This is a genomic window from Companilactobacillus crustorum JCM 15951, from assembly GCF_001434585.1.
GTDB classification, from domain to species: domain Bacteria; phylum Bacillota; class Bacilli; order Lactobacillales; family Lactobacillaceae; genus Companilactobacillus; species Companilactobacillus crustorum.
This window is the reverse complement of the sequence record NZ_AZDB01000005.1, coordinates 79,274-98,118: the sequence shown is the minus strand read 5'-3', so window position 1 is coordinate 98,118 and position 18,845 is coordinate 79,274. Positions and strand designations below refer to the sequence as shown.

The following is an 18,845-nucleotide window of genomic DNA, read 5'->3' as shown; positions in this document are numbered from 1 at the left end:
CCTATCAACTCTATTTATCGTACAGCCAATTAATTCCAACGTGTTTTTCTTATCTATATCAGAGAGTTTATAATTAATTGGCTTACTATTGAGTAAATAAAATTGGGAGGGTATTTATTATAATTGCGTAATTTTGGGGGAGTATAAGATTTAATAAATTGACCGATTTCTGTTAAAGAGTCGCTAAATAATAAGGTTTTTCTAGTTTCTTTTTCCATAAATCCATGTTTAGTCATGGCGTCGAAGAAACTTTCCAAATCGTCATAATAGTGATTGATATTATAAAAAACACATGGATTTTTACTGTCGCCAATAATCGTCCAAGAAAAGGCTTCAGAGATTTCTTCTAAGGTCCCTGGTCCACCGGGCAAAGCAATATTTGCCACAGAATCTGTCAGCATGGCTTGTTTACGAGCAGACATATCCGAAACAATATCCAATTTGGAAAGTTTGGCATGCGATAATTCACGTCCAGCTAATTCCTGAGTAATTATTCCGTGAACAAAGCCGTTGGCACTTAGTACACTGTTGGCAACTACGCCCATTAATCCATAACGTCCACCACCATAGGTAAGACCATAATTATTACGAACAATCCATTGACCGAGTTTTTGAGCACCTAAAGTATAAATTTCATCATTACCTGTGGAAGCACCACAGTAAACAGCAATATTTTTCATTTTTTCACTCTCTTATATATCAAAATTTGTTTCTCGTTTTAAACGGCGATAATACATTAAAGAAGGCGTATCTAGAGCGTCCAAAGCTCTTTGTTGATTATCTGATAGTTCACGGGTACTTAAGGCCAGGAGAATAAAAGTTGTATAGAGCTTTTTAGGAGCTAAATCTAAGCTGGTTGTCTCACTATCCTGTTTTAAGTCACGGTGAATTGCTGGAACACTTAATAGGGGAGTATTGGCTCCTCGATTACGGCTCAAGAAAAGATTCTCATTATTCCAATAAGAACGGTAAGGTTCAATATAAGACTTGTAGAGATTTAAAAATCGTTGTTCGTCATCATTGAAGGTTAGTTGATTAAATTTTAAATAAAAATCAGGTGCCAAGGCTTCTTTATAGTTGAATCCTTTAGCAATGATCAGAATCAGTAAACGAGTGTATATGCTTAGATCCATTTTTAGATAGTCTGATAGCTTTAAAAAGACTTCTACAGGAAAATCTGACTGTTTAGGTACAGTTACGCTATTAATGTTTAAAGTTGGTATCTCGGGTGTTTTTTTAACACTGAAGAGATATTTGAAGTAAACATTTAAATTACTGATGACTTTATTGATCGTACTAGCGCTTAATTTAAGATTTTCGAGCATGAAATTCTTAAAGAGACGTACGTCCATTTCATGAACATCTTTGATATCTTCAGAAATTTTGTAGTCAGAATTATGTTGAATGGTGTAATTAAAGAAATCAGTTAGGGAATTCATATATTCAGTATGAGCTTTTGAAGAAATGTGTCTTGTTTTCAAGTAAGCATCAAAACCGTTTAAGTAAGGGATTTTAACCATAAGAAGACCTCCTTTATGTATATTATACATTTTTTAAGAATGACAAAAAAAGACAAAGCCCATATTTGAGGACTTTGTCTTAAAAAGATATTTTTATTTTACAGTTACGGATAAGGCAGCAGCGCCAGATGCAATATCTTTTTCTTCAAAGGAACCCATTTCTTTAACAGCATCTGAATTAGTAATAATGGTCATAATAGAAGTATCTTTCTTAGCATCTTTAACTTGTTGAAGATCCATAGTAGCCAATTTTTGACCCGCTTTTACAGTATCGTTTTCTTGCACGAACATTTCAAAAGGTTTGCCATCTAATTCGACTGTATCAATTCCAAGATGCAACATAATTTCTAATCCATGGTTTGAAGTAATCATTAAAGCATGTTTAGTTGGAAAAACAGTCCCAACGATGCCACCGATTGGAGCAACAATTTCATTATCGCTAGGAGTTACAGCGAAACCATCGCCCATTAATTTTTGTGAGAAAACCGGATCACTGACTTTGTCTAAATGAATCAATTCACCATTAGCAGGCGATACAAATTCATCAACTTTTTTTCTAGAGAATAGCCCCATTTTAATCTTCCTCCTTGAAATTCTTAGCAATGTACTTCTGTGATGAAATGATTTCCTTGACATGTTCGGAAAAGTCTAGTTTGAAGTAACTATAATACAACAGATCAATTGCATAGAATTGGGCAATTAAGGAAGTTGTTGCAGCACTTCTTAAAGAAGTGTTTTCTGTACTGTCGTCATGAACCAAGATCACGGTAGCTAGTTTTGCTAATGCGCTTACATTTTTATGCGTTAATACAATTATAGGTATTTTATTTTGTTTTGCAAGACGTGCTAGTTCAATTGCTTCTTTGGTTTCACCGGAGTTAGAAATAATTAAAATAGCAGCTTCTTCTTTTTTAGCTAAAAGAATCGTACTGATGACATGATGATCATTGTTAGTGATAACAGTTTTACCGATTCGAAAGAACTTTTGTTGAAAGTCTTCAGCAGCAATGTGCGAAGCTCCAATTCCAAAACTAACGATTAGTTCTTTGTCATGTAAAATTTTAATTGCCGTATTTAAGTCCTGATTATCTAGACTAGTGTTAGTTCTTAAAATTGTTTGGTTTACTCGAAAGGAGAGCTTTTTTTTGAGATCATCGATTGAATCTTGAGGAGCAATTTCATCATAAATCTCATTATCTTGATCGCTTTCAGCGGATAATTTTAATTTAAGCTCTGAGAAACCACCATCGGCACAAAATAATTTACTGAAACGAACGATTGAAGCAGAACTGGTTGGAATTTCAGCTGCTAAGTCTTGAACACTCATAGTAGTTACTTTTGTGGGATTCTGAATAATGAATTCAGCAATCTTTTGTTCAGTCTTAGTTAATTGGGGAATTGACTGTTTGATTGAAAAAATTAGACTTTCCATCTAGTTAATCCAGTTCAGTAGCTTTTTTAGCATCTGCTGGAACGCCAAAGAAGTAAGTAGCTATGAAACCACCAACATAAGCTGCTAAGAGTCCAAAGATATAACCAAGTACATGACCATTAGTGATCAAAGGAATCAAAGCTAGACCTGAAGGACCAATGGCAATAGCTCCGACGTTACCAAAGGCACCTACGACAGCACCACCAATACCGCCACCGATACAAGCAGTAATGAAAGGACGACCTAATGGTAAAGTAACACCGTAGATCAATGGTTCACCAATTCCCAAGAAGCCGACTGGTAAAGCACCTTTAATCATATTGGTTAATTTTTTGTTCTTTCGACAACGAGCCCAGAGTGCCAAAGCAGCACCGACTTGTCCAGCACCAGCCATAGCTAAGATAGGCAAGAGCAAAGTTGAACCAGTTTTGTCGATCATTTCAATATGGATAGGAGTTAGGACTTGGTGAAGTCCAAGCATAACCATAGGCAAGAAGAATAGACCTAGAATGAAGCCAGAGAAGGCACCACCAACTTTTAAGACCCACATGATTGAACCTACTAGTGAATCAGAGACAACTCCGGCAATTGGCATAACGATAAAAATAGTAAAGATACCAACAGCTAATAAGGTAATAGTAGGAGTAACGATAATATCGATTGAATCAGGGATGACTTTGTGCAATCTCTTTTCGATCATGGCTAAGATCCAAACTGAGAAAATGACACCGATGATACCACCTTGGCCAGCAGAGAGTGCCTGACCATTAAAAATGTTTTGTAAAGGCGTTTTAGGATCAACACCGGCTAATAAAGTTACAGCACCGATCACACCACCAAGTCCAGGAGTAGCACCGAATTCTTCGGCAGAATTGATACCAACATAAATAGCTAAATAAGCAAAGACACCATTTTTAATAACATTTAGAACAGTAATAAATTCATTCCAATTTTTACCGATATCGCCAGCAACCATCATATTGGAAAGGACCGCAGCAATACCACCAATTAAACCAGCACCAACGAAGACGGGAATTAATGGTACAAAGATATTAGAAATTGATTTTAAAACTGCTTTAGTTTTTGATGGTTTAATTTTTTTCTTTTGTTCAGCCTTAAACTCAGCTGCTTTTTCAGTAACCTCGGCTTTAGCTTTTTGATGATCACTCAGATGTTCTTCAGATTTTGATTCTAAATCGTCAGGAAAGTCCTGACCTAATTTGACTCCAACCTGATCGATCATTACTTGAGCCACTTTGTTAACTAATCCGGGACCCACAACAACTTGAAGTGTATCCTCTTGAACAACACCCAAGACTCCATCAATGGCCTTTAATTTGGCCATATCGACTTTGTCATAGTCTCTGATAGTCATTCGAACTCTAGTCATACAATGAATTAATTTTTGAACATTTTGAGGTCCGCCAACAGCACTATAAATTTCGCGAGCTAGGCGTTCTTCTTTCTTTTCAGCCATAATTTAATCCTCCTTCATAGCTTTTCTAACAAAGCCATTATTCTTTTGTAGATTTTTGATTGCTTCTGTTTTATCGACACCAGTTAAAGTCATAATGATAGCAACTTTGACATCTTCATCAGCAGCTATAAAGTTTTTCTCGGCTGTTTGATAATCACAGTCAGTTGCTTGCATAATAATTCGTTTTGAACGTTCTACTAGCTTGTCGTTGGTAGGTTTTACATCGATCATTAGATTTTGATAGGCTTTGCCTAGCTTGATCATTGATGTAGTGGAGATCATATTTAGAATCAATTTTTGGGCTGTTCCAGCTTTTAATCGAGTTGACCCTGTCAATACTTCCGGTCCAGTAACTACTTCAATAGGGTAGTCGACGTATTTAGAGATTTCAGCATTTTGATTGCAAGCGATGCTGACAGTAACTGCTCCCACTTGATGAGCATATTTAAGTGCGCCAATTACATAGGGAGTACGACCACTGGCAGCTAATCCTACTACGGCATCATTAGCATTGAGTTTTAATTTCTTTAAATCTTCTTCAGCTAGACTTAAAGAGTCTTCGGCACCTTCAACAGCTACTGTCATAGCACTTTGTCCGCCGGCGATAAGTCCTTGAACCATGCTGGGATCAGTTCCAAAAGTAGGGACACATTCAGCAGCATCGAGAACTCCTAATCGACCACTAGTACCTGCACCTAGATAAATCAAGCGACCGTTCTTTTTAAATTGTTGAATAATTTTATTAACGGCAGCTTCAACTTGGGGCAATTGCTTATTAATTGCTTGAGGTACCGTTTGATCTTCAGAATTCATAAGCTTTAGAATTTCTGCAACTGACATTGTATCTAGCAGCATACTTTTAGAATTACGTGTTTCTGTACTTAATTTTGTCAAATCCATTATTTTTACTCCTTAGTATTGATTTTAAAAGCGGCATTAGCACCAATATATGGCAATAGTTGAATTGAAGCCTGATCTATTCGACCTAAAACGTTGACACGCTCGTCTAGTGGCAAGTCATGCTTGATTAATTGAACTTCTCCCATATAGCGGCCATAGTTCTGATTATCAATCGTAATAGAGCCAGCATTACGAGGGGTACTTTGTAGAGGTAAGACCGTTTCGGTATTTAAAGCATTCATTCCACGACTTTCAACCACTCGAATAACATCAGCTGCAGGGTCTGGTCGGTTATGAAGAATCCGGTTAGTTAAATAACTCGGAAATTGAGAATTAGTTTTGAGAGTTAGATCTAAAACACCCTTGTCAAAATAATCATAGAATTTATTTTGATATTTAAGGCTTAACCGAGGATCACCAATGAAAATTTTGTCGACGTCATTTTTTTGCAATTGAATTGCTGCAGCTAAAAGATCTTGATGACGTTGGCTTTCTAAGGTAGGCAATCCTGAAAAGATGGGGCCACGAAGTGCTTGATCCCCAGGGATGAAGGCCTGAGTAGTGATTCCTAAACTTTTGAACCATTGATTCTTTTGTAAGAACCAGTTAAGGTCCAAACCTGTTTCTGGTCGAGGATAAAAGTTGTGCCAAGCCTCTAGGTTATGGAAGTTAGCTTGATAAGAATGTAGCTCTGCAATATCGGACTCAGAGAGAGTACTGGCATTTAAAGCCAGAGAACTTTTTTGAGACATTTGAGCTATATCTTGATTAGTAAAGCCGTCATCAAGTCGTAAATGAAAACCAGTAAGTTCTTGAGGAAGATTCTGGAGCGATTTTTTATCGATATCGACAAAGACGGATAATTCTAAGGACGTTGTATGATCTAATAAATCTTTAAGACGATCGGCATAAGCTGTTTGATTATCTTCAGGAATGTGTAATGAAGTAAATATTTCCGTAAAATGGTGTTGTTTCATGCTCTGAAGATAATTTTGATCGTCCTCGTTAAAGGTATGATCTAGATAATATGAAAAACCTAACAATATGGGCCTCCTTTTATGAAAACGCTTAACTTATATAAAATATAATATAACCTTTGTAATAAAATTACAATATGTTTCGAAAATTAACTATTAAAATGAAATAAAAATACAAAGAATCTATTTATGAAGAAAGGATTCTTTGTATTGAAGGGGAGTCATATTAAACTTTTGTTTAAATTTCGTGTTGAAGTAACTAGAACTATTAAAACCACATTTTTGTGCAATTTTTGGGAGCGCATCATTAGTTTGACGTAAAAGCTGCTGAGCTTTTTGCAAACGTAAGTTATTTAAATAGACAGTTGGACTTTGTTGGGTATATTTGGTAAAAATTCGCTGAAGATTAGAGGCGCTGCCGTGGCAGGTTTCAGCGATGATAGTTAAAGTTAATTTTTGAGAGTAATTATTCTGGATGTAGGTTTTGATTTGTTCGACCCAAATTTCATTGGAAACTCTTTGACCGGTTGGCTGACATCTTTTACAAGGACGAAAGCCACTCTTTAATGCTTCAGTTTGGTTTTGAAAAATCACTGTATTGGTAAATTTAGGAGCTTTAGAATGGCAGGAAGGTTTGCAAAATATTTTAGTAGTCGTCACACCGTAAAAGAATATATTGTCCATAGACTTATCATTCTTTATGATGGCTTGCCAACGAGTTTTATTTAAAGCGAGCATTGATTAGACACCTCCAAAGTACTTGATAAATTTATTATGCTATTAGAATTAGTCAGCAAGATATTTAAATTGAATTTAACTTATAATACGTCATATAGATAAAGGGAGAAGACATTATGCAGAAGATTTATTATCATGATTTTTTAATAGCCGAGCATACTTACTTATTAGGAGCAACAAACCGTGGCTTAGCTTTTGTGGGGTCGTGGGATAAAGGTTTAAGTGAGCTACAGAGCTTTTATCCTGAAGCAGAGTTGATAGATCAAGAAGCGCCGCTTAGAAATTACTATATACAATTAAAAGAATATCTGGAAGGAACTAGGAAGACTTTTAAAGTAGCAATTGATATTTCTGGAACAGAGTTTCAAAAACAGGTTTGGCATAGTTTAAGACAAATACCATATGGTCAAACTACTAACTATTCTCAGATTGCCCAGTCGATTGGTCGACCTCAAGCAGTGAGAGCTGTAGGAAGTGCGATAGGCAAAAATCCACTTTTGATAATTGTTCCTTGTCATCGAGTGTTAACAAAGTCTGGCAAGCTAGGTGGTTATCGGGGAGGTACGATTATGAAAAAAGACTTATTAAAAATAGAGGCAAAACATTCTCAATAAAATAAGAGAATGTTTTGCTTTTTTTGATAAATGAGTTATACTCGCTTTAATCAATTCGGTGAGTAAATACTCACTCACTTAAAATGGAGATGTTAATATGTTTAATACAGTTATATCTTTAAATCAAATTGTTAAAAAATTTGGAAAACAAACTGTCTTGCGGGATGTAAATTTTCAAGTTCCCAGTGGTCGAATAATTGGTTTGATTGGTCCATCAGGAGCAGGTAAATCAACTATTATTAAAATAATCCTAGGGATGGAAACCCCTGATAGTGGTCAGACTAGAATTTTCAACCAAATTATGCCTAATCGTAAATTACTAGGTAAGATTGGCTATATGGCTCAATCGGATGCTTTATATGAGCAATTGACAGGACAAGAAAATTTACAATTTTACGCTGACATGAAAGGAATAAAAAAGGACCAAGCTCAAGTACAGATTAAGAATGTTGCCCAAGTAGTTGATCTAACCAATAATCTGGGTAAACGGGTTAGTGGTTATTCAGGCGGGATGAAGCGACGTCTATCTTTAGCGATTGCTTTATTAGGATTCAATCAGATCTTAATTTTAGATGAGCCAACGGTTGGAGTTGATCCAGCTTTGAGAAGAAAAATCTGGTGGGAATTACAAAATTTACGTAATCAAGGCATGACGATTTTAGTAACAACTCATGTGATGGATGAAGCAGAACTGACGGATGACGTAGCCCTCTTATTGGGTGGACAGATTATTGCCTATAATGATCCGTATAGTTTGAAACAGCAATATCAAGTTAATTCGATTGAAGATGTCTTTTTGAAAGCTGAGGCGCAACAAAATGAGAACAATATCTATCGCTAAAAGGGTTGCTAAAGAATTACTACGTGACAAGAGAACCTTAATGTTAATGTTTTTAGCCCCAATCTTGATTTTATTTTTGATGAAGCTAGTTTTTTCAGTCAATTCGACAACTGATGTGAATATAGCTACAGTCAACGTTAAGAGCAGCCTTATTAAAAATTTAGACAAAATTAGTCATATTGAAACTAAAACATATTCGTCTGATAAAAAGGCTCAACAAGCATTAGATGATCAAAAAATCGATGCAGTGATCAATTATCATAATTCTGATTTTTATGTCACCTACGCTAATACAGATGCAAGTAAAACCAATGCAACAAAGGCAGCCTTGAAAATGTCACTGATGCTCACAACGATTAAGAAGCTACAAAGCACTTTGCAAAAGATTCAGGCTCGTATGCCTAATGCTCCTAAAGAGGAAAACAAACAAAGTAAAATTCATAATTACTATAAATATGGAGATAGCCAGACTAATTTCTTTGATAAAATAGTTCCTATCTTAATGGGATTCTTTGTTTTCTTCTTTGTCTTTTTGATTTCAGGGATGGCACTTTTGAAAGAACGTACTTCTGGTACATTGAATCGACTTTTAGCCACTCCAGTGAAGCGTTCAGAGATTGTCTTTGGCTACATGCTCAGTTATGGCGGGTTAGCTATTGTACAGACATTAATAATTGTTGTGTTTACTATCTGGGCTTTGAATGTTGAAGTGGTCGGAAATATTCTTTACGTAATTTTAATTAACTTCGTCTTAGCACTAGTGGCTTTAGCTTTCGGTATTTTGATGTCGACTTTTGCTAAGTCGGAATTTCAGATGATGCAATTTATTCCTTTAGTAATAGTGCCACAGATTTTTTTCTCAGGAATCATTCCTTTAGATTCAATGGCGAACGGCGTCAAAGTCATTTCCTACATTCTACCTTTAAAATATGCGGGTGATGCCTTAACTAACATTGTCATGTCTGGAGCAGGATTTATAAAAATAGTGCCTGAAATTGGTGTGCTATTAGTATTTTTGATTGTTTTAACGGGATTAAATATAGTGGGCTTAAGAAAATATAGAAAGGTCTAATAAAATGGAACAAGCATTTCAGGATTTGGATAATTGGCTAAAAACAGCGCAGATGCCTAATGGAAAGAAAAAAGTATTAAAGGCAGCTTTGGAGTTATTTTCTAAGCAAGGATATGATGGTACTTCAACGGCTCAAATTGCTGAAACTTCAGGTATGAGTCAAGCAACAATTTTTAAGTATTTTAAATCAAAAGATGATCTTTTGTTATTTATTATTGAGCCAATAATTGAGCATATTTTACCAGTATACGGGAAAACATTTGCCAAGCAGATTCAATCAAATGAACATGATTTAAAAGAGCTAATACATTTTATTGTTCATAATCGCTATCAATTTTTGGTTCAAAATAAAGATGCAGTTATGATTTTAACTACTCAGATTTTAGTTAATGATCAAATTAAGGGGATGTTTTTGAAAAAAATTACTTCTATTAAAGCTATCTTTCTCAATAACGTGTGGCAAGCACTTAATGATACGAAAGAACTTAGATCTGACTTAGATGTCACTCAATTTCTACGCTTGATGATTGGTCAGTTGCTATTTTACTTTTTACAGAATCAAAGAATTACCCCTGAAAGAACTGCACAACAGATTGAATCAGACTTAGATCAGATAGAGACAACCGTTCTGAGAGCAATCAATAAATAAACTTTTAATTAAAATGTGCTATGATTTATCTATATTATTTTTGACAAGGAGCACGTAATTGAAATTAGAAGCAACCTTGAAAGAGGAATTTGGTTACGATACTTTTCGACCTGGTCAAAGAGAGTTAATTGAGAAAGTTATGGCTGGGCAAAAGGCTATGGGAATTATGCCTACAGGCGGTGGAAAATCAATTTGCTACCAATTGCCAGCAACAATTCTTTCAGGATTAACTTTGGTCGTTTCACCATTAATTTCTTTGATGAAAGATCAAGTTGACAGTCTGAATGAAGTCGGTATACCAGCAACTTTTTTGAATAGTACAGTTGAGTGGCATGATCGTGAAGAGCGGATGCGCTACATTGAAAGCGGAGCTGTAAAATTATTGTTTGTGGCACCAGAAAAAATAGTCGATGATGAATTCTATAGTTGGTTATCGGCTTTAGATATTTCATTAATTGCAATTGATGAAGCCCATGTTTTGTCATCGTGGGGACATGATTTTAGAAACAGCTATCTGAAGATGGTTGAACCACTGCAACAATTGCCGGGGAAACCAGCTTGGTTAGCTTTGACTGCTACAGCAACGGAGCAGGTTCAAGATGATTTGGCCCAAATTTTAAAAATTCCAGCTGATAATATCGTAAAAACAGGCTTTGACCGTGATAATATTGCTCTTAAAATCGAACGTGGCGTAGATAAGTCTGAATATGTTCTGAACTACGTAAAAGCTCATATAGATGAATCAGGAATTATATATGCTGGTAGACGTGAAGATGTCGACAATATTTATGAATTTTTAAGGGCTAATGATGTACTAGTTGGACGTTATCATGCAGGTTTAAGCGACCAGGAACGACATCAGCAGCAAGAAGACTTTTTGTTCGATCGAATCAATGTGATTGTAGCAACGAATGCTTTTGGTATGGGGATCAATAAAACCAATGTCAGATATGTCGTACATTTTACAATTCCAGGAACAATCGAAAGCTATTATCAAGAGGTTGGGCGTGCCGGACGAGATGGATTACCAGCTGAAGCTGTCTTGCTATATGCACCAGCTGATTTACGATTACATCAATTTTTTATCGATCATTCACAGGGTGATGATCAGTATAAACTCAGTTTAAAAAATAAGCTTTTTGAAATGAGTCGCTATGCCGAAACTGAAGTTTGTTTAATGAAGTTCATCCTAGATTATTTTGGAGAAAAAAACTCGGAAATTTGTGGAAGATGTTCCAACTGTTTGGATAACCGTGAAGTAGAAGATGTTACAGCTGATGCTCAGAAGGTTTTAAGCTGTGTGGTAAGAATGAATCAGCGCTATGGTAAAAAGCTTATTGCCCGAGTATTAGTGGGTAAAGACGACGTTGCTGATGATTGGCGACACTTCGAAAAATTATCTACTTTTGGTATCTTTAAGGATCGAACTCTTAAAGAAACTAGCCGTTTGATTGAATTTTTATTTGCAAATGGACTTTTACGCAGTAGTGGTGGCGAGTATCCAACATTATTGTTATCAAAGAAAGGACTAGCAGTTTTAAAGGGACAACTGAATGTTGCCAAGAAGAAAGATGAGCAACAAGTTCCTGATCGTAAGCCAATGGTTGATGACGGAAGCTTTGATGTTGATCTCTTTGAAAAGCTAAGAGCCTTGCGTTTAAGTTTTGCTAGGAAACAGGCATTACCACCATTTATGATCTTTTCCGATAAAACATTAAAAGATATGTGTGTACGAATACCTACTAATAGTCGTGAGTTCCTAGCTGTTAGTGGAGTAGGAAAGGTAAAGCTTGAACAATATGGTGAAAGTTTTATTAATGAAATAAAGGAATATCAAAAAGCTGAATAGTTTATACTAAAGTAGTCGGTAAGTAGGCTGCTTTTTTTGTGATAGTATAGATAAATGCTTTATGAAAACATCAAAAAAGAGTAGAAAATAAAAACATGATTAGACCGGGGGTTAGAGCAGGTAAAGTCCAGATCAAAAAGATAAATAGTCAAAAAAGTTTAAATATACCTTTTATAAAGCCAATAAGCGTGCTGAGAGGCGAGTTTTATGATCGAATAATGATGAACTGTTCATTTATATGAATGAAATCGACCAATAATTTACTTTTTTTGATTATCATTAAATATAAAATTATATGTTTTACGAAAACATATAACAAAAAACACAAAAATAAGTCATTATAACTCGATATTAAACAAAAGGGGGCGCAACTATGAAAAAGATTGCACTGATTTCAGATGTTCATGGAAATTACACCGCTTTAAAATACACAATTGCAGACGCAAAAAAGCAGGGGACATCAGAATTTTGGTTTCTTGGTGACCTGCTTATGCCCGGCCCTGGCACTAACACTATTTTTGACCTACTAAATAGTGTTAATACTACCTATAAGATACGTGGCAATTGGGACGACTTTCTCTTTGAAGATATTCTTGCCATTAGCAAACAATATATCAATGAACCTCAGACTACCTATATTGTCGAACTGTTAAAATATGTTTTCAATCACCTCAAACCACAGTATCTCAACCAAATGAATCACTGGCCTATAGCAGCTACAACCTCAATAAGCGATCTGAACATTCTCATGACGCATAATACTCCAACTAAAAATTACGGTCATGAGCTGTTACCTTATGAACAACAATCAAATTTTGATAATTTATTATTTAAAGAACATCCTCAAACTGACATAGCTATTTATGGACATACTCACCATCAACTACTAAGAACCAGCAGCAACGGTCAATTAATCATTAATCCTGGTTCCATCGGTCAACCGTACACGCCTTGGAAAAAATTTAGCGCTGACAGACGCGCTCAGTATGCGATTCTAACTTTTGATGATACTGGTTATGGTGGAATTGATTTTAGAAAAGTCACATATCCAATTAAAGATGAGCTTAATTTAGCGACAACCGCTAAATTGCCATTCATTGAACTCTACGAAAAGATTTTTACTGATGGCAAAGCATTTACACATAATGATGCTGAACTTAATGATCAGATTCAAAAATATAACTATAAATCTGATGTTTTAAAATATCTACAAAAATTGTCTAGATTTGAATAAAATATTCAACTTCCTATAATACATATTATGTAACCTTAAATATATAATATTCTCTTTTAGGCCATTTTCTCTACTTGCACCACCTGTTCCTATTAAATTAAATCTTGTAATCTAATTTTTGTTAGATTACTGGTATGTGTTTTGTCATTGTTCAAAAAAATCTTATGTGCGTTAAACTTATATTGATATGGTAATGCTACTTATTGAGAATCAATTCCAATAAGTAGCTGACAAGATTTAAATCTCACAAATAAAAAGGCAGCAATTCATACATAATTTCGTATGAATTGCTGCCTTTTTATTTCATAAACCGTGTATATCCCGATAACTAATAAAATATATGTTCTTATTCACATATTAACCGATTCGAGGCTATTAATTACATTTATTATTTATATAGATACATTATCCGGATCAACAAATTCATTCGTTGCAACTCGATAAAATCCTTTTGGATTGTCACTGGTATCTAAATAACCAATTCGATCAACTAACCAACTAGACCTTGGTCCTAATGCTCGATTTGTAACAGGAACTGCTTCAGATTTCAATAATTGAGTCATATTATCATTATTAGTAGTTACAACAAGCTTCTTATTCTCATATCTGTATCCATCTGACAATTTCATCCATTCATCAGTTGCTACACGAACATATTTAACGGCGTCATCACCACTGCCAAGAATAACAACTTTATCGCTATACCAGTCAGTACCAGCTGCTAAAGCACGATTTTTAATAGGAGTAAGCTTTGAACCATCTAATTTATACTTTGAACCATCTAATTTATACAAAGTAACTTCATTTTTATCGGGATATATAGAAACCAATTGACTCTTATCTACGATCTTTAAATTTGATGAACTGCCTTCGTTCGACCCTGATCCGCCACTAGTGATCTTCGTATATGTAACAAAATCTGTTGTTGTAATAGTTCCATCTGCATTGACAGTTGCTTTTACGATTGTCTTATCGGCTTTATAGCCTTCGACTGCAGGAACATTCACGTCAATTGAATTACCAATCTTACCAGTAATATTGTCGACAACTTTATCTCCTAAATTACTATGAATAGTAAGAGATCCTTTAACTTTTGAAGCATCATAAGGTACGAATGTTTCAGTTCCTGTTTTTCCGTTGCCATCATATAATGTAGAAAGACTTGGCGCTGTCTCTGTAAAGTTCAAATTTCCTTGTGGGAAATCAATAGTTCCAGTACCAATATTTACCCAATCGGCATTCAAGGCATTTGGTAGGCTAACGTTATTCATAAATTTATTTTTAGCACCTAAAGTTATACTTGAAAGTTTAGTACCATCAAACATCTGATCCGTACCAGAGGGGATGGGATCAGAGGAATCGTCGTCTGTTTTGATAACCTCAGACATATCAAATTTACTCAAATCTAGAGAAGTTAATGAAGAATCATTCATGAACATCATACCCATATTAGTAACTTTTGACGTATCGAGTGAGTTCAAATTTTCAATTTCCGTCAAATTTGTAAATTCACCAAAAAGTTCTGTAGAATTAATTGGCGCTACTATATTTCCATCTAATATTATTTTAGTTATTTTTGTTTGTAAAGATTCTGCGTCATTTCGGGAAAATCCAGAACCAGCAAAAACGCCTACCCAATAATCCGAGTCAAGAGAAGAAGGATCATTGAAAGTACCGGCACCAATATGAAGGTCTCCATTTTCATTTATATACCACTGGCTGGTTCCATTATAACCAGCCGCTAAGTTTGTCGAATCATCTGCTGCAGTTGCTTGAATACCAGAATTTACACCCTCAGTTCTACTACTAGAATTTAAACTATCATCGGTACTTTTTTGAATATTAGGACTAGAATTTAATGTACTAAGGCTATTAGAATCTTTAGTATCATTTTCATCTCCATTTTGATCAACGTTATTATTTTCATTAGCATCTTTTAAAGTATATGTAATCATATCTGTTGTCGTAGCTGTTCCGTCGGCATCAATTGCTACATTAATCGTATTCTTATCAGGTGTATAACCAGTTTTATCAGGAACATTTAACTGAATGGTTTCACCAGCTTTACCTGTAGCATTCATTGTGATTGTTCCTAAATTAGTTTGTACATTGACCGTAGTTGTAATCTCTTTAGTACTATCCGCCGTATTTGTTTCTCCTGTTGCAGTCGAATCCGATTGTATATTGGAAACCACAGTATCTTGTGAGTTAACTGTATCAGCAAAAATATTATTTGTTGTAGTTCCCAACAAAACTATTCCACCAGCAAAGCTCAATGCTGAAGCAACGATCCACATTTTACCCTTTTTATATAATTTCTTTCTAATTACTGATCCTGATTCTCTCTTCAATTGTTCAAATCTCATAATGTATTTCCCCTCTACTTTATTTTTCGAGTTATAACTAAAATTATATCACTATATTGTGAAATAATTATCACCATAGTAAGAGAAACAATCCTATATTTATCGATCAATATTTCAACTAATCTGTATAATCTTTTAAAAGTATTTTTATCCTAAATTTCTAACGTTAATTATTCTAGAATCAATTAGCCATAAAATCTGTCTTACTCTAAATTTTTCCTATAGTATTAAGGCATAAAGAAAATTTCTAAAAAAAGGAGGTATTAAATTTTGAAATTAAAATTAATTTTAAGCAGTATCACCATCGTTATACTCTTAGGCGGTTTTGCCATTCATCAAACAACCGACGTTAACAATCGTAAAACAATAACTAAAAGGCATAAAGAAAGTCCTTAGTAAAAATGATATTGAACGAATTAATAATAAATTTTATAGTCATAAGATTGAACAACAATCTGATGCAATAGACTTTGTAAACTACCCTTCAACTTTTTCGGGGCTAGTAAATTCTGGAGAATTGACGATTGAAGGCAAAATTACAGGTTTAGAAAGCTACGTTTTTAAGAACCGTCCTTATACAATTGCTGCAGTAACAATTAATAAGGTTTTACATGGCGATAAATCACAGTTGAATAAAACCATTCGTGTAATGTTTTTAGGTGGAAATATTACTAGAAAAGAAATGCTGGCCGCTGCAAATTATCCAAGTAATTCAAGCGATGATAGTAATTCCGAAGAAATCGTAACTGTTGAAGAAGAGAATAATCGATTACCTAAAGCGGGAGAAAGACTTGCTATGGTTCTTTCTAAATTACCTGCAGGAACTAATAATATACCCGGAAAATTTTGGTCCCCCGCATTTGCATATAAAAGTGTTTTCTTTAGAAATTCTAACGGTGAATATAAAAGAATACCTGAAGCCAAATCCATTGGTGGAGGTTTTAGAGGATCGACGTCAACAAACCAATTGAATCAAGAAGATGACGAAAAAATGAATAATGGAATGAATGCGTTGATTAATAAAGATGTCCTCCATAAGGTAAGATAAATTTAAATCTTCTGTATTAGGTATTCTACCTGCTACACAATAAATGGCCTCAGTCTCAAATTGACTATGGTTGGTTGTTACTTGATAAGAACCCGTAGCCAGCTGAGAAATTTTTTGAATTGTATTATCGAATTTGAATACTACACCGGCATTCTTCAATCGTTGGATTAAAATTTGGACCAGTTCACGATCAAAAATCCCCAAAGCTCGTTTATTATGCTGCACGATGGTTACTTTGACTCCCGCTTCAGTAGCAATACTTGCCATGGCAAAAGCAATAATACCAGCACCTATAATTGTAATATTCTCAGGTAAATTAGAACTTTTTAGAAAACTGGCACTGTGCTCCATGTATTGACTGCCAGGAAACTTCAATTCTCTAGGTCGAGCACCACTAGCTATAATTATTCTGTCGGCATGATATTCTTGACCATGAACCATAACTGTTTGAGAATTCACAAAAGTTGCATGTCCCTCAATAGTAGTTACGCCTGCTTTAGTCAAATTGCTTCCGTAACGTTGATTTGCCGCTAAAACTATTTTGGCACTATGAATTGCCATTTCTCTCCAACTGAGTGGTGCAACATCCTTAACTAGTTGAGTCATTACTTAAAGACTTGTCCAGCCTTAAACTGTAGGTCTTGTGATTCATCGTCAATTGGTTTCCCAGCAGTTTTATCAATACGACTTTGATCGTACCAAACAACTGCGGCTTCCTCTTTAGGAAATTGGTTAATTGTCTCAGGACTAATGTTTAAATGATCTGCAACCATTTGAGTTGGTGAAGTTGCTAACCACTTATTAAGTGAAATATCTGAATAAATTGGGTTCTTGAAAACTTCTAGGAAGATCAATGGTTCATCACCAATATTCTTAATATAATGACCTGCTACAATTGGAATTACCCCAACATCACCAGCCTGGAAATTAAAGGTTCTTGCTAATGAAGCGGAATTGAAAACACCAACCTTTGCATGTCCTTGAACAAAGTAGTCCCACTCTTCTGACTTAGGATGCCAGTGAAGTTCACGCATACCACCTGGTTGAATTTCAACAATTGCAGCTGAAATAGTCTGTGCAACTGGAAAGACTTTAGAATCAACAATCCAAACTTTACCAGCTTCGAATTCATGTGGCTTCAAATCACTCATGTGGAACGTAAATGGTGAAGGAACATCGCCATTAGAATTATTTTTCTTTACTTCAGAGATAGGACCAGGAACTTCCCCGTTAAAGATATATTTTTCCTTACCAGGTAAGTTGGCCAAGACACTTTCATCAACTTTAAAGTTAGCGGCAATAATATCCTTTGGAGTATGAGCTAACCAATCAGTTAGTAAGAAAGTATTATTTTCCGAGAAATCAGGTTCACTGAAGACCAACAAAAATTCGCAACCTTGATCTAAGGCTTGAATTGAATGAGGAATTCCGGCTTCAAAGTTCCATAAGTCACCAGCATTGATGTCATCAATAAAACTACGTCCCTCAGCATCCAATGCAGTTACTCGAGCATTTCCAGCAATCATAAATGCCCATTCTGCTTCTTTATGCCAATGAAGTTCACGATAAGCTCCTGGTTTCAAACACATATCGACTCCGGCCATATCATGTGAGGCTGGCAATTCACGATTAGTTACTTCACGGGTCCATCCGCCCTCTTCAATTCTCATATGTGCATCCGAAAAGCTAAAACGTAAATTTGACACTGTACCGTGATCGGTAATTGGTGAGACTAATAAATCTGGATTTTGTAAATCACGTTGATAATTTCTTGGTCCACGATCAATCCATCCTGCATTATCAGCTTTACGTTCTGGTTCTACTTTTCTGTCTCCCAAATCTACTCACCATCCTATTTTTTTATGAGTCCATGGTATAACAAACGCTTACACCATTCAAATGATAACCCTTAAAAGCCCAAAAATATTTGCTGATTTTTGAAGATAAAAAATAGCAAAATTTAAGCTTCAATAGCAGCATCTATGCTTAAATCAGAAAAAGAGCTAACAATGTCAAGGGATTCAGAGGATTAGTCTTTCTACAGTTACAATTAATTTAATATTTATTAATAATTAAATGCTTAATTAGCATAGCATTTTTTAAATATGTTCAAACATATTTTGAGGAT

The 18,845-nt window shown here is 35.1% G+C and carries 18 protein-coding genes; 7 read left to right on the top strand and 11 right to left on the bottom strand.

Going from position 1 to position 18,845, the window contains the following annotated elements:
* Positions 1-53 precede the first annotated feature (53 nt).
* The 8 genes from FD26_RS02785 to FD26_RS02750 all read right to left on the bottom strand — a co-directional run bounded on the left by FD26_RS02785 (position 54) and on the right by FD26_RS02750 (position 7,044).
* On the bottom strand, positions 54-680 hold the full coding sequence (locus tag FD26_RS02785; RefSeq protein ID WP_057866917.1) for an LOG family protein: 627 nt from the start codon (positions 678-680) through the stop codon (positions 54-56).
* A gap of 12 nt (positions 681-692) precedes the next feature.
* Positions 693-1,520 (bottom strand): phage integrase N-terminal SAM-like domain-containing protein, encoded by an 828-nt coding sequence (locus FD26_RS02780; RefSeq protein ID WP_057866916.1) that lies wholly within the window; start codon positions 1,518-1,520, stop codon positions 693-695.
* A gap of 93 nt (positions 1,521-1,613) precedes the next feature.
* Positions 1,614-2,093 carry a PTS sugar transporter subunit IIA gene (locus tag FD26_RS02775; protein WP_057866915.1) on the bottom strand — a complete coding sequence of 160 codons (480 nt, stop codon included), beginning with the start codon at positions 2,091-2,093 and terminating at the stop codon, positions 1,614-1,616.
* A gap of 1 nt (position 2,094) precedes the next feature.
* A complete protein-coding gene (locus FD26_RS02770) occupies positions 2,095-2,952 on the bottom strand; it encodes a MurR/RpiR family transcriptional regulator (protein WP_057866914.1) in 858 nt (285 codons plus the stop codon).
* Between the two features lie 4 nt (positions 2,953-2,956).
* On the bottom strand, positions 2,957-4,429 hold the full coding sequence (locus FD26_RS02765; RefSeq protein ID WP_057866913.1) for a PTS transporter subunit EIIC: 1,473 nt from the start codon (positions 4,427-4,429) through the stop codon (positions 2,957-2,959).
* A 3-nt stretch (positions 4,430-4,432) separates the two neighbouring features.
* Complete coding sequence (gene murQ, locus FD26_RS02760) at positions 4,433-5,329, bottom strand: N-acetylmuramic acid 6-phosphate etherase (protein ID WP_057866912.1); 897 nt, start codon at positions 5,327-5,329, stop codon at positions 4,433-4,435.
* Positions 5,330-5,334: 5 nt separating this feature from the next.
* A complete protein-coding gene (locus FD26_RS02755; RefSeq protein ID WP_057866911.1) occupies positions 5,335-6,372 on the bottom strand; it encodes a MupG family TIM beta-alpha barrel fold protein in 1,038 nt (345 codons plus the stop codon).
* A 117-nt stretch (positions 6,373-6,489) separates the two neighbouring features.
* Positions 6,490-7,044: a bifunctional transcriptional activator/DNA repair enzyme AdaA gene (locus FD26_RS02750; RefSeq protein ID WP_057866910.1), complete on the bottom strand. Its 555-nt coding sequence runs from the start codon at positions 7,042-7,044 to the stop codon at positions 6,490-6,492.
* A gap of 116 nt (positions 7,045-7,160) precedes the next feature.
* Here FD26_RS02750 and FD26_RS02745 point away from each other — a divergent pair, with 116 nt between their 5' ends.
* From FD26_RS02745 to FD26_RS02720, 6 genes are all read left to right on the top strand, one after another.
* Positions 7,161-7,658, top strand: coding sequence for a methylated-DNA--[protein]-cysteine S-methyltransferase (locus tag FD26_RS02745; protein WP_057866909.1), 498 nt, complete (start codon positions 7,161-7,163; stop codon positions 7,656-7,658).
* A gap of 97 nt (positions 7,659-7,755) precedes the next feature.
* On the top strand, positions 7,756-8,499 hold the full coding sequence (locus FD26_RS02740; protein ID WP_057866908.1) for an ABC transporter ATP-binding protein: 744 nt from the start codon (positions 7,756-7,758) through the stop codon (positions 8,497-8,499).
* Positions 8,477-9,571, top strand: coding sequence for an ABC transporter permease (locus FD26_RS02735; RefSeq protein WP_057866907.1), 1,095 nt, complete (start codon positions 8,477-8,479; stop codon positions 9,569-9,571). The genes FD26_RS02740 and FD26_RS02735 overlap by 23 nt, the downstream gene beginning before the upstream one ends.
* Before the next feature lie 4 nt (positions 9,572-9,575).
* Positions 9,576-10,220, top strand: coding sequence for a TetR/AcrR family transcriptional regulator (locus FD26_RS02730; protein ID WP_057866906.1), 645 nt, complete (start codon positions 9,576-9,578; stop codon positions 10,218-10,220).
* Between the two features lie 58 nt (positions 10,221-10,278).
* On the top strand, positions 10,279-12,069 hold the full coding sequence (recQ, locus tag FD26_RS02725) for a DNA helicase RecQ (RefSeq protein WP_057866905.1): 1,791 nt from the start codon (positions 10,279-10,281) through the stop codon (positions 12,067-12,069).
* Positions 12,070-12,442: 373 nt separating this feature from the next.
* Positions 12,443-13,303: a metallophosphoesterase family protein gene (locus FD26_RS02720; protein ID WP_057866904.1), complete on the top strand. Its 861-nt coding sequence runs from the start codon at positions 12,443-12,445 to the stop codon at positions 13,301-13,303.
* Positions 13,304-13,695: 392 nt separating this feature from the next.
* Here FD26_RS02720 and FD26_RS02715 read toward each other — a convergent pair whose 3' ends face one another.
* On the bottom strand, positions 13,696-15,669 hold the full coding sequence (locus FD26_RS02715) for a BspA family leucine-rich repeat surface protein (RefSeq protein WP_057866903.1): 1,974 nt from the start codon (positions 15,667-15,669) through the stop codon (positions 13,696-13,698).
* A 517-nt stretch (positions 15,670-16,186) separates the two neighbouring features.
* Between FD26_RS02715 and FD26_RS11015 the strand changes: the two genes are divergently transcribed.
* Positions 16,187-16,717, top strand: a complete 531-nt coding sequence (locus tag FD26_RS11015) for a hypothetical protein (RefSeq protein ID WP_082623055.1) — start codon at positions 16,187-16,189, stop codon at positions 16,715-16,717.
* On the opposite strand, the gene FD26_RS02705 is transcribed toward FD26_RS11015, so the two are convergent.
* Positions 16,625-17,323, bottom strand: coding sequence for an FAD-dependent oxidoreductase (locus FD26_RS02705; RefSeq protein ID WP_057866901.1), 699 nt, complete (start codon positions 17,321-17,323; stop codon positions 16,625-16,627). The genes FD26_RS11015 and FD26_RS02705 overlap by 93 nt on opposite strands.
* Positions 17,323-18,555 (bottom strand): oxalate decarboxylase family bicupin, encoded by a 1,233-nt coding sequence (locus tag FD26_RS02700; protein ID WP_057866900.1) that lies wholly within the window; start codon positions 18,553-18,555, stop codon positions 17,323-17,325. Before FD26_RS02700 ends, FD26_RS02705 begins: the two co-directional genes overlap by 1 nt.
* Positions 18,556-18,845 lie beyond the last annotated feature (290 nt).

Coding starts and splice junctions, on each gene's coding strand:
- FD26_RS02785 (WP_057866917.1), bottom strand. CDS start 680: ATGAAAAATATTGCTGTTTACTGTGGTGCTTCCACAGGTAATGATGAA.
- FD26_RS02780 (WP_057866916.1), bottom strand. CDS start 1,520: ATGGTTAAAATCCCTTACTTAAACGGTTTTGATGCTTACTTGAAAACA.
- FD26_RS02775 (WP_057866915.1), bottom strand. CDS start 2,093: ATGGGGCTATTCTCTAGAAAAAAAGTTGATGAATTTGTATCGCCTGCT.
- FD26_RS02770 (WP_057866914.1), bottom strand. CDS start 2,952: ATGGAAAGTCTAATTTTTTCAATCAAACAGTCAATTCCCCAATTAACT.
- FD26_RS02765 (WP_057866913.1), bottom strand. CDS start 4,429: ATGGCTGAAAAGAAAGAAGAACGCCTAGCTCGCGAAATTTATAGTGCT.
- murQ (WP_057866912.1), bottom strand. CDS start 5,329: ATGGATTTGACAAAATTAAGTACAGAAACACGTAATTCTAAAAGTATG.
- FD26_RS02750 (WP_057866910.1), bottom strand. CDS start 7,044: ATGCTCGCTTTAAATAAAACTCGTTGGCAAGCCATCATAAAGAATGAT.
- FD26_RS02745 (WP_057866909.1), top strand. CDS start 7,161: ATGCAGAAGATTTATTATCATGATTTTTTAATAGCCGAGCATACTTAC.
- FD26_RS02740 (WP_057866908.1), top strand. CDS start 7,756: ATGTTTAATACAGTTATATCTTTAAATCAAATTGTTAAAAAATTTGGA.
- FD26_RS02735 (WP_057866907.1), top strand. CDS start 8,477: ATGAGAACAATATCTATCGCTAAAAGGGTTGCTAAAGAATTACTACGT.
- FD26_RS02730 (WP_057866906.1), top strand. CDS start 9,576: ATGGAACAAGCATTTCAGGATTTGGATAATTGGCTAAAAACAGCGCAG.
- FD26_RS02720 (WP_057866904.1), top strand. CDS start 12,443: ATGAAAAAGATTGCACTGATTTCAGATGTTCATGGAAATTACACCGCT.
- FD26_RS02715 (WP_057866903.1), bottom strand. CDS start 15,669: ATGAGATTTGAACAATTGAAGAGAGAATCAGGATCAGTAATTAGAAAG.
- FD26_RS02705 (WP_057866901.1), bottom strand. CDS start 17,323: ATGACTCAACTAGTTAAGGATGTTGCACCACTCAGTTGGAGAGAAATG.